Source organism: Streptomyces sp. NBC_00443, assembly GCF_036014175.1.
GTDB lineage: Bacteria > Actinomycetota > Actinomycetes > Streptomycetales > Streptomycetaceae > Streptomyces.
In genome coordinates, this window is the sequence record NZ_CP107917.1 from 7865183 (window position 1) to 7876980 (window position 11798).

The 11798-nt window shown below is 63.1% G+C and carries 4 protein-coding genes, 3 rRNA genes and 1 pseudogene; 6 read left to right on the forward strand and 2 right to left on the reverse strand.

What is annotated here, in order from left to right; translation table 11 throughout:
• Nucleotides 1–116: 116 nt before the first annotated feature.
• Both OHO27_RS35795 and OHO27_RS35800 read left to right on the forward strand, forming a co-directional pair.
• Nucleotides 117–2084, forward strand: a complete 1968-nt coding sequence (locus OHO27_RS35795; protein WP_328429084.1) for an acetoacetate--CoA ligase — start codon at nt 117–119, stop codon at nt 2082–2084.
• A 108-nt stretch (nt 2085–2192) separates the two neighbouring features.
• Nucleotides 2193–3086, forward strand: coding sequence for a hypothetical protein (locus OHO27_RS35800; protein ID WP_328429085.1), 894 nt, complete (start codon nt 2193–2195; stop codon nt 3084–3086).
• Between the two features lie 81 nt (nt 3087–3167).
• Here OHO27_RS35800 and ptsP read toward each other — a convergent pair.
• Nucleotides 3168–4837: pseudogene (ptsP, locus tag OHO27_RS35805) on the reverse strand (phosphoenolpyruvate--protein phosphotransferase).
• An 82-nt stretch (nt 4838–4919) separates the two neighbouring features.
• Nucleotides 4920–5369 (reverse strand): PTS sugar transporter subunit IIA, encoded by a 450-nt coding sequence (locus tag OHO27_RS35810; RefSeq protein WP_328429086.1) that lies wholly within the window; start codon nt 5367–5369, stop codon nt 4920–4922.
• Nucleotides 5370–5925: 556 nt separating this feature from the next.
• Here OHO27_RS35810 and OHO27_RS35815 point away from each other — a divergent pair.
• The 4 genes from OHO27_RS35815 to OHO27_RS35830 all read left to right on the forward strand — a co-directional run bounded on the left by OHO27_RS35815 (nt 5926) and on the right by OHO27_RS35830 (nt 11798).
• Nucleotides 5926–7451, forward strand: a 16S ribosomal RNA gene (locus OHO27_RS35815).
• A gap of 311 nt (nt 7452–7762) precedes the next feature.
• Nucleotides 7763–10878 (forward strand): 23S ribosomal RNA (locus OHO27_RS35820).
• Nucleotides 10879–10963: 85 nt separating this feature from the next.
• A 5S ribosomal RNA gene (rrf, locus tag OHO27_RS35825) occupies nt 10964–11080 on the forward strand.
• Together the 16S, 23S and 5S rRNA genes form the textbook arrangement of a ribosomal RNA operon.
• A gap of 109 nt (nt 11081–11189) precedes the next feature.
• Complete coding sequence (locus tag OHO27_RS35830) at nt 11190–11798, forward strand: CDP-alcohol phosphatidyltransferase family protein (RefSeq protein ID WP_328429087.1); 609 nt, start codon at nt 11190–11192, stop codon at nt 11796–11798.

Consider the following 11798-nt stretch of genomic DNA (forward strand, 5'->3'; position numbering starts at 1 on the left):
GGCGCACCCTGGTGTAGAAGTCGATCACATGGCATCGTCCCTGTCAGCCGCGTCACGCGCACAACCCAGCCGTGCGCGGAAGACGCACACGACGCGCACAGTCCGGGAGCCGCTCCATGTCGATCGTGAACCCTCAGCCGCTCTGGCAGCCAGATCCCCAGCGCATCGCCCGGGCACAGATCACCAAGTTCCAGGCCTGGGCCGCCGAGCACCACGGAGCCCCCTCCGAGGGCGGCTACACCGCACTGCACCGCTGGTCTGTCGACGAACTGGACACCTTCTGGAAAGCCGTCACGGAGTGGTTCGACGTACGTTTCTCCACCCCGTATGCGCGCGTGCTGGGCGACCGCTCGATGCCCGGTGCCCAGTGGTTCCCCGGCGCCACCCTGAACTACGCCGAGCACGCCCTGCGCGCCGCTGCGACCCGCGCCGACGAACCCGCACTCCTGTACGTCGACGAGTCCCACGAGCCCGTCCCCGTGACCTGGTCCGAGCTGCGCCGCCAGGTCGGCTCCCTCGCCACGGAGCTGCGCGCCCTCGGCGTGCGCCCCGGTGACCGCGTCAGCGGCTACCTCCCGAACATCCCGCAGGCCGTCGTGGCCCTCCTCGCCACCGCTGCCGTCGGCGGAGTCTGGACCTCCTGCGCCCCCGACTTCGGCGCCCGCAGCGTCCTCGACCGCTTCCAGCAGATCGAACCGGTCGTCCTGTTCACCGTCGACGGCTACCGCTACGGCGGCAAGGAGCACGACCGCCGCGACATCGTCGCCGAGCTTCGCCGCGAACTGCCCACGCTGCGCGCCGTGGTGCACATTCCACTCCTCGGCACAGCGGCCCCCGAAGGTGCGCTCGAGTGGTCGGCCCTCACAGGCGCCGACGAGGAACCCGTCTTCGAGCAGGTGCCGTTCGACCACCCCCTCTGGGTGCTCTACTCCTCCGGCACGACCGGCCTCCCCAAGGCCATCGTCCAATCCCAGGGCGGCATCCTCGTCGAACACCTCAAACAACTCGGGCTGCACTGCGATCTGGGCCCAGAGGACCGTTTCTTCTGGTACACGTCTACGGGCTGGATGATGTGGAACTTCCTCGTCTCCGGCCTCCTCACCGGCACCACGATCGTCCTGTACGACGGCAGCCCGGGCTACCCCGACACGGGCGCCCAATGGCGAATCGCCGAACGCACGGGAGCCACCCTCTACGGCACCTCCGCCGCGTACGTCATGGCTTGCCGCAAGGCCGGCGTGCACCCCGCGCGCGACTTCGACCTCAGCAAGGTCCAGTGCGTCGCCACGACCGGATCACCCCTGCCGCCCGACGGATTCCGCTGGCTGCACGAAGAGGTCCGCGACGACCTCTGGATCGCCTCCGTCAGCGGCGGCACGGACGTGTGCTCCTGCTTCGCCGGCGCCGTGCCCACCGTGCCTGTGTACGTAGGCGAGCTCCAGGCCCCGGGCCTCGGCACCGACCTGCAGTCCTGGGACCCGAGCGGCGAACCCCTCATCGACGAGGTGGGCGAGCTCGTGGTCACCAACCCCATGCCCTCCATGCCGATCTACTTCTGGAACGACTCCGACGGCAGGCGCTACCAGGACAGTTACTTCGACACCTATCCCGGCGTATGGCGCCACGGCGACTGGATCACTCTCACCTCGCGAGGCTCCGTCGTCATCCATGGCCGCTCCGACTCCACACTCAACCGCCAGGGCGTACGCATGGGCTCGGCCGACATCTACGAAGCGGTCGAGCGCCTCCCCGAGATCAAGGAATCCCTCGTCATCGGCATCGAACAGCCCGACGGCGGCTACTGGATGCCCTTGTTCGTGCACCTGGCCCCCGGAGCGGTGCTCGACGAAGCGCTCCTGAGCCGCATCAAGCAGACCATCCGCGAACAGCTCTCACCGCGACACGTCCCCGACGAAGTCATCGAAGTCCCCGGCGTGCCCCACACCCTCACCGGCAAGCGCATCGAGGTCCCGGTCAAACGCCTTCTCCAGGGCACACCCCTGGAGCGGGCCGTCAACCCCGGTTCCATCGACAACCTCGACCTCCTGCACTTCTACGAGGAACTGGCCCGCAAGCGCGCCTGAGCGACACCCGGCCTCGGACTCGTCGAACCACGACGAGCCGGCGCCGTTGTCAGTGCCGCCGGTTACCGTGAGTGAGCATTGATCGACTGCGCACACACAGGGGGAACCATGGCGCACACCGACCACCAGACGATGCGACGCGTCCTGCGCCGCGAAATCGTCGGCACGATCGGCCTGCTCACCGACGAACACGACTTCCGTGCCATGCGGCACTACCGCAGCTTCACCTTCGACGACCACAAGATCTATCTCCAGCAGATGGAGGCCCTCCTCAGGACCCGGGCCTCCCAAGGCAGCCATACGACGATCGCCCTCTTCGATCCACAGGAGTACGCCGAGTTCTGCGCGGAGACGGGCCTCGACCCCGACAACGCGGCGAGCCGCACACGCTTCACAGCAGAACTCGCGACCACGGGACCCACCGTCCCCTACCAGGGACAGCCCCTCACAGACCTCGTCCCGGCCCTCGTCGACGAAGCCGTCCGACAAGCCACGTGGGAGTACGCGTCCACACTCCTGGCACGCCTCGGCGCCTGCGCCACCTGCGGCGAGGACATCGGCCGCGCGGCCTTCGTGCGCGCCTCGAGCCTCCTCGTCCGCATCCTCGACACAGCCCAGCCGGGCAGCCGGCACCTCGTCTGCAGCGTGACCGGGATCCCGGAAGCACTCGTCTCCGTCCTGCACGCCGACGAAGACACCGAGGGCGCCACGCACCTCGACGAGGCCGAAGCCCTGGAGTTCACCACGGTCCTCGCCGTCGGCCTCGCCACCCGGAGCCCCGGCGGACTCGTCATGCGGACCAGCGCCCCCCGCACGTCCGACCGCATCTACGGATGGCGCCTGCGCGGAGAGGGCCTGGAGCCCCTGACCGCCGGCGAGGTCTTCGACGCCTACTGCACCGACATCGAATCCGGAGACCTCATCTCCCCGGAATCCGGCGTCGACTACTGCGTGCCACCGGACCTCGGCAATGAGGAAGCGCCACCGGGACACCACCACTGAACGCGGATGGGGCGCCCCACCAACAGGTGGAGCGCCCCATCACAACGGGCCCGCAGCCATCGCGCAGATGTCCTGCTCCAACTACTCGCCGGACAGCACCGCCTGAGCGGCGTTGCGCGCCTCCTCGGCGCTGTCCGCCGCCCGCGCGGCCGCAGCAGCACGCTCACACTGCGCCAGCGTGTACTTCGCCAGCGTCGCCCGGACATAAGGAATCGACGCCGAACCCATGGACAGGGAGGTGACACCCAGACCGGTCAGCACACACGCCAGCAGCGGGTCCGAAGCGGCCTCACCACAGACGCCACAGCTCTTGCCCTCGGCCTTCGCCGCCTCCGCGGACAGCGCGACCAGGTCGAGCAGCGCGGGCTGCCACGGATCCTGCAGGCGGGACACCGCACCCACCTGACGGTCCGCGGCGAAGGTGTACTGAGCGAGGTCGTTCGTCCCCAGCGACAGGAACTCGACCTCCTGCAGGATCGAGCGCGCCCGCAGCGCGGCCGACGGAATCTCCACCATCGCGCCGAACTTCGCCTGCAGCCCGGCCGCACGGCACGCGTCCGCGAACGCCTTCGCGTCGGTCCGGTCCGCCACCATCGGGGCCATGACCTCGAGGTAGACAGGCAGACCCTCCGACGCCTTCGCAAGCGCCGTCAGCTGGGTGCGCAGCACGTCGGGGTGGTCCAGCAACGTCCGCAGCCCCCGCACACCCAGCGCCGGGTTCGGCTCATCGGCCGGCGTCAGGAAGTCCAGCGGCTTGTCCGCACCCGCGTCCAGCACACGTACGACCACACGACCCTCGGGGAAGGCCTCAAGAACCTGCCGGTAGGCCTCGACCTGCTTCTCCTCCGACGGCGCCTTCTTGCTGTCGTCGAGGAAGAGGAACTCGGTCCGGAACAGACCGACACCCTCGGCACCCGCTTCGACAGCGGCCGGAACGTCGGACGGTCCGCCGACGTTGGCCAGCAGCGGCACCTTGTGGCCATCGGCCGTGGCGCCCGGCCCGGTAGACGCGGCGAGAGCGGCCTTGCGCGCGGCAGCAGCGCCCTCAAGCTCCGCCTTCTTCTCGTCGCTCGGGTGCAGGAAGACGTCGCCCGTGCTGCCGTCCACAGCTACGACCGTACCCTCGGCGAGCTCACCGGCGCCCGGCAGCGCTACCACGGCCGGCACACCGAGCGCCCTCGCCAGAATCGCGCTGTGGCTGGTCGGCCCGCCCTCCTCGGTGACAAAGCCGAGCACCAGGGCCGGATCCAGCAGCGCCGTGTCGGCCGGCGCGAGATCGCGAGCGACAAGGACATAGGGCTCGTCGCTGTCCGGCACACCCGGCATCGGCACCCCGAGCAAACGAGCGACGATACGATTCCGCACGTCATCGAGGTCGGCCACGCGGCCGGCAAGGTACTCGCCGGCACCGGCCAGCAGCTCGCGGTACGCGGCGAAGGCGTCGTACACGGCCCGCTCGGCCGTGCTGCCCACAGCGATACGCCGGTCCACATCCGCCATCAGCTCGGGGTCCTGGGCCATCATGGCCTGAGCCTCGAGCACGGCTTGTGCTTCGCCCCCGCCAGATTGCCGCGCGCCATCAAGTCGGCTGCCACAGCTTCAACGGCCTGGCGGGCGCGCCCCTGTTCGCGCTCCGCGTCCTCGGCCGGAATCTGCTTGGCAGGCGGCTCGAGGACCGCCGTTCCCATGTGCCGAACCTCGCCGATCGCCACACCGTGGCTCACGCCGACGCCTCGCAGCGTTGTCTCCATCTCACCCGTCTCCGATAAGGCGGCGGGCCCGGCCGCCGCAGTGGTTGTCGTCCCTGTGTGCCGCCATGCGACGGCACCGAAGTCACTTCCAGACGAAGAGACTGTCGCCGGCCTTCACATCGCCGTTGTCACGCAGTTCGGAGAGGGCCTCCGCCGTTGCTTCAAGGGCCACTACCGGGCACACCGGAGACTTGCCAGCTGCCTCGACGGCCACGGGGTTCCATCGGACGATGCTCTGGCCGCGCGTCACGGTGTCGCCCTTGTTCACGAGCAACTCGAAGCCCTCGCCATTGAGCTGCACCGTGTCGATGCCGAGGTGGGTGAGGACACCGTGGCCCTGATCGTCGACGACGACGAAGGCGTGCGGATGGAGAGAGACGATGACTCCGTCCACGGGGGACACAGCCTCGGACGGTTCACGCACCGGGTCGATCGCTGTGCCCGGGCCGACCATGGCCCCGGAGAAGACCGGATCCGGCACGGACGCCAGTCCAACGGCGCGTCCTGCCAATGGGGACGTCACGGTGGTCATGGGAAGCCTCCCAGGGGTGGAGATCGATATGGCCGTCCCTGCCTGTGCGGGACGGCACACTGTTCAGCAGCGTATGTCACATGAAGTGCCGGTTCCGCGCGAGCAGACCGGAGTGGTCTAGACCATACCCCAAAACGATTTGCACCTGCTCCGTGACCGCGTGTACTGTCGTACTCCTGCTTGGGGCTGAGCGACGCGACATCGCAACCTCGCCCGGCAGCAACAAACTTGTCAGATCCTAACTCGGGGTCACCTTCTGCATGCTCGCAGGATGGTGGTCAGAGAGCCGGAAAAACACTGATAGAGTTTGGAAACACCGAAGGGAAGCGCCCGGAGGAAAGCCCGAGAGGGTGAGTACAAAGGAAGCGTCCGTTCCTTGAGAACTCAACAGCGTGCCAAAAATCAACGCCAGATATGTTGATACCCCGTCCACCGGAACATCAGTTCTCGGTGGCGAGGTTCCTTTGAAATAACACAGCGAGGACGTTGTGAACGACCGCCTTATTCCGGTGGTTGTTCCGCTCTCGTGATGTGTGCACCCGATTACGGGTAAACATTCACGGAGAGTTTGATCCTGGCTCAGGACGAACGCTGGCGGCGTGCTTAACACATGCAAGTCGAACGATGAACCACTTCGGTGGGGATTAGTGGCGAACGGGTGAGTAACACGTGGGCAATCTGCCCTTCACTCTGGGACAAGCCCTGGAAACGGGGTCTAATACCGGATACCACCTTCACTGGCATCTGTGAAGGTTGAAAGCTCCGGCGGTGAAGGATGAGCCCGCGGCCTATCAGCTTGTTGGTGAGGTAATGGCTCACCAAGGCGACGACGGGTAGCCGGCCTGAGAGGGCGACCGGCCACACTGGGACTGAGACACGGCCCAGACTCCTACGGGAGGCAGCAGTGGGGAATATTGCACAATGGGCGAAAGCCTGATGCAGCGACGCCGCGTGAGGGATGACGGCCTTCGGGTTGTAAACCTCTTTCAGCAGGGAAGAAGCGAAAGTGACGGTACCTGCAGAAGAAGCGCCGGCTAACTACGTGCCAGCAGCCGCGGTAATACGTAGGGCGCAAGCGTTGTCCGGAATTATTGGGCGTAAAGAGCTCGTAGGCGGCTTGTCACGTCGGGTGTGAAAGCCCGGGGCTTAACCCCGGGTCTGCATTCGATACGGGCTAGCTAGAGTGTGGTAGGGGAGATCGGAATTCCTGGTGTAGCGGTGAAATGCGCAGATATCAGGAGGAACACCGGTGGCGAAGGCGGATCTCTGGGCCATTACTGACGCTGAGGAGCGAAAGCGTGGGGAGCGAACAGGATTAGATACCCTGGTAGTCCACGCCGTAAACGGTGGGAACTAGGTGTTGGCGACATTCCACGTCGTCGGTGCCGCAGCTAACGCATTAAGTTCCCCGCCTGGGGAGTACGGCCGCAAGGCTAAAACTCAAAGGAATTGACGGGGGCCCGCACAAGCAGCGGAGCATGTGGCTTAATTCGACGCAACGCGAAGAACCTTACCAAGGCTTGACATACACCGGAAAGCATTAGAGATAGTGCCCCCCTTGTGGTCGGTGTACAGGTGGTGCATGGCTGTCGTCAGCTCGTGTCGTGAGATGTTGGGTTAAGTCCCGCAACGAGCGCAACCCTTGTTCTGTGTTGCCAGCATGCCCTTCGGGGTGATGGGGACTCACAGGAGACCGCCGGGGTCAACTCGGAGGAAGGTGGGGACGACGTCAAGTCATCATGCCCCTTATGTCTTGGGCTGCACACGTGCTACAATGGCAGGTACAATGAGCTGCGATACCGTGAGGTGGAGCGAATCTCAAAAAGCCTGTCTCAGTTCGGATTGGGGTCTGCAACTCGACCCCATGAAGTCGGAGTTGCTAGTAATCGCAGATCAGCATTGCTGCGGTGAATACGTTCCCGGGCCTTGTACACACCGCCCGTCACGTCACGAAAGTCGGTAACACCCGAAGCCGGTGGCCCAACCCCTTGTGGGAGGGAGCTGTCGAAGGTGGGACTGGCGATTGGGACGAAGTCGTAACAAGGTAGCCGTACCGGAAGGTGCGGCTGGATCACCTCCTTTCTAAGGAGCACTTCTAAGCCGGGCTTGCCTGGTTCAGAGGCCACTACGCAGGCAAACGTTCTGCGGTGGTTGCTCATGGGTGGAACGTTGATTATTCGGCACTCTCAGTCATCTCGGGCTGCCAGTACTGCTCTTCGGAGCGTGGAACGCTGATCACGAGTGGCGGGGGTGCCGGGCACGCTGTTGGGTGTCTGAAGTAACGGCCGTGAGGTTGTGCTTCGGTTGCCGGCGCCGGTGAAGCACCACAGTGGTGGTGTGTGACGGTGTACTGGTCGTTGTTTGAGAACTGCACAGTGGACGCGAGCATCTGTGGCCAAGTTTTTAAGGGCGCACGGTGGATGCCTTGGTACCAGGAACCGATGAAGGACGTGGGAGGCCACGATAGTCCCCGGGGAGTCGTCAACCAGGCTTTGATCCGGGGGTTTCCGAATGGGGAAACCCGGCAGTCGTCATGGGCTGTCACCCTTGCCTGAACACATAGGGCAAGTGGAGGGAACGCGGGGAAGTGAAACATCTCAGTACCCGCAGGAAGAGAAAACAACCGTGATTCCGGGAGTAGTGGCGAGCGAAACCGGATGAGGCTAAACCGTATACGTGTGAGACCCGGCAGGGGTTGCGTATGCGGGGTTGTGGGATCTCTCTTTCACAGTCTGCCGGCTGTGAGGCGAGTCAGAAACCGTTGATGTAGGCGAAGGACATGCGAAAGGTCCGGCGTAGAGGGTAAGACCCCCGTAGTCGAAACATCAGCGGCTCGTTTGAGAGACACCCAAGTAGCACGGGGCCCGAGAAATCCCGTGTGAATCTGGCGGGACCACCCGCTAAGCCTAAATATTCCCTGGTGACCGATAGCGGATAGTACCGTGAGGGAATGGTGAAAAGTACCCCGGGAGGGGAGTGAAATAGTACCTGAAACCGTGTGCCTACAAGCCGTGGGAGCGTCGGAATGTGCTTGCACATTCTCGTGACTGCGTGCCTTTTGAAGAATGAGCCTGCGAGTTTGCGGTGTGTTGCGAGGTTAACCCGTGTGGGGAAGCCGTAGCGAAAGCGAGTCCGAATAGGGCGGTTCAGTAGCGCGCTCAAGACCCGAAGCGGAGTGATCTAGCCATGGGCAGGTTGAAGCGGAGGTAAGACTTCGTGGAGGACCGAACCCACCAGGGTTGAAAACCTGGGGGATGACCTGTGGTTAGGGGTGAAAGGCCAATCAAACTCCGTGATAGCTGGTTCTCCCCGAAATGCATTTAGGTGCAGCGTCGTGTGTTTCTTGCCGGAGGTAGAGCACTGGATAGGCGATGGGCCCTACCGGGTTACTGACCTTAGCCAAACTCCGAATGCCGGTAAGTGAGAGCGCGGCAGTGAGACTGTGGGGGATAAGCTCCATGGTCGAGAGGGAAACAGCCCAGAGCATCGACTAAGGCCCCTAAGCGTACGCTAAGTGGGAAAGGATGTGGAGTCGCAGAGACAACCAGGAGGTTGGCTTAGAAGCAGCCACCCTTGAAAGAGTGCGTAATAGCTCACTGGTCTAGTGATTCCGCGCCGACAATGTAGCGGGGCTCAAGCGTACCGCCGAAGTCGTGTCATTGCAGCAATACGCCCAACGGCGGCTGTGATGGGTAGGGGAGCGTCGTGTGCCGGGTGAAGCCGCGCCGGAAGGCAGTGGTGGACGGTTCACGAGTGAGAATGCAGGCATGAGTAGCGATTCACACGTGAGAAACGTGTGCGCCGATTGACTAAGGGTTCCTGGGTCAAGCTGATCTGCCCAGGGTAAGTCGGGACCTAAGGCGAGGCCGACAGGCGTAGTCGATGGATAACCGGTTGATATTCCGGTACCCGCTGTGAAGCGTCAAACATTGAACCAGGCGATGCTAAGTCCGTGAAGCCGCCCTGGAGCCTTCGGGCAAAGGGAGTGGTGGAGCCGACGGACCAGACCTGTAGTAGGTGAGTGATGGGGTGACGCAGGAAGGTAGTCCAGCCCGGGCGGTGGTTGTCCCGGGGTAAGGGTGTAGGCCGTGCGATAGGTAAATCCGTCGCACATGAGGCTGAGACCTGATGCCGAGCCGATTGTGGTGAAGTGGATGATCCTATGCTGTCGAGAAAAGCCTCTAGCGAGTTTCATGGCGGCCCGTACCCTAAACCGACTCAGGTGGTCAGGTAGAGAATACCGAGGCGTTCGGGTGAACTATGGTTAAGGAACTCGGCAAAATGCCCCCGTAACTTCGGGAGAAGGGGGCCATCACCGGTGATCCGATTTACTCGGTGAGCTGGGGGTGGCCGCAGAGACCAGCGAGAAGCGACTGTTTACTAAAAACACAGGTCCGTGCGAAGCCGTAAGGCGATGTATACGGACTGACGCCTGCCCGGTGCTGGAACGTTAAGGGGACCGGTTAGTCAGGATTCGTCCTGGCGAAGCTGAGAACTTAAGCGCCAGTAAACGGCGGTGGTAACTATAACCATCCTAAGGTAGCGAAATTCCTTGTCGGGTAAGTTCCGACCTGCACGAATGGCGTAACGACTTCTCGACTGTCTCAACCATAGGCCCGGTGAAATTGCACTACGAGTAAAGATGCTCGTTTCGCGCAGCAGGACGGAAAGACCCCGGGACCTTTACTACAGTTTGATATTGGTGTTCGGTTCGGCTTGTGTAGGATAGGTGGGAGACTGTGAACTCTGGACGCCAGTTCAGGGGGAGTCATCGTTGAAATACCACTCTGGTCGTGCTGGATGTCTAACCTGGGTCCGTGATCCGGATCAGGGACAGTGTCTGATGGGTAGTTTAACTGGGGCGGTTGCCTCCTAAAGAGTAACGGAGGCGCCCAAAGGTTCCCTCAGCCTGGTTGGCAATCAGGTGTTGAGTGTAAGTGCACAAGGGAGCTTGACTGTGAGACCGACGGGTCGAGCAGGGACGAAAGTCGGGACTAGTGATCCGGCGGTGGCTTGTGGAAGCGCCGTCGCTCAACGGATAAAAGGTACCCCGGGGATAACAGGCTGATCTTCCCCAAGAGTCCATATCGACGGGATGGTTTGGCACCTCGATGTCGGCTCGTCGCATCCTGGGGCTGGAGTCGGTCCCAAGGGTTGGGCTGTTCGCCCATTAAAGCGGTACGCGAGCTGGGTTTAGAACGTCGTGAGACAGTTCGGTCCCTATCCGCTGCGCGCGCAGGAATATTGAGAAGGGCTGTCCCTAGTACGAGAGGACCGGGACGGACGAACCTCTGGTGTGCCAGTTGTTCTGCCAAGAGCATGGCTGGTTGGCTACGTTCGGGAGGGATAACCGCTGAAAGCATCTAAGCGGGAAGCCTGCTTCGAGATGAGTATTCCCACCCACTTGATGGGGTAAGGCTCCCAGTAGACGACTGGGTTGATAGGCCGGATCTGGAAGCACGGTAACGTGTGGAGGTGACCGGTACTAATAGGCCGAGGGCTTGTCCATAGATGCTCGCGTCCACTGTGTTGGTTCTGAAACCACGAACAGCCCCGTATGGCCACATACGGTGCGGCTGACAGTTTCATAGTGTTTCGGTGGTTATAGCGTGAGGGAAACGCCCGGTTACATTTCGAACCCGGAAGCTAAGCCTTACAGCGCCGATGGTACTGCAGGGGGGACCCTGTGGGAGAGTAGGACGCCGCCGAACTCCTTTTAGAGCTCTGGCTCTTGGGCATACAGCCCGAGGGCCAGAGCTTTTTTGTGTTGAGGTAGGGTCAGGGGGCATCGTAGGTACGTTTCCCACAGGAGGCCCCCGGGTGGAGGTCCAGGAGACTCGCGTCCAGACGGATCGAGTGCTCACCATCCCCAACATCCTCAGCATGGCGCGGCTCGTTGGCGTGCCGCTGTTCCTGTGGCTGATTCTCAGGCCTGAGTTCGGTGGGCCCAAGAGTGACGGCTGGGCACTTCTGGTGCTGGCTCTGAGTGGCGTCAGTGACTACCTGGACGGCAAGCTCGCGCGGCGTTGGAACCAGATCAGCAGCCTGGGCCGGCTCCTCGACCCCGCGGCCGACCGGCTCTACATTCTCTCGACTCTGGTCGGCCTCACCTGGCGCGAGATTCTGCCGGTCTGGTTGACCGCTGCACTTTTGGCGCGTGAGCTGCTTCTGCTGGTGATGGTGGGCATCCTCAGACGCCATGGCTATCCGCCACCGCAGGTGAACTTCCTTGGGAAGGCTGCCACGTTCAACCTGATGTACGCTTTCCCGCTGCTGCTGCTCAGCGACGGAAGCGGATGGCTCCCGTCACTCGCTGCTATTTTCGGATGGGCGTTCGCCGGATGGGGTACAACCCTGTACTGGTGGGCAGGAGTCCTCTACGTGGTACAAGTCCGCCGCCTGGTCCGTGCGGACGCCATGGCCGATTGA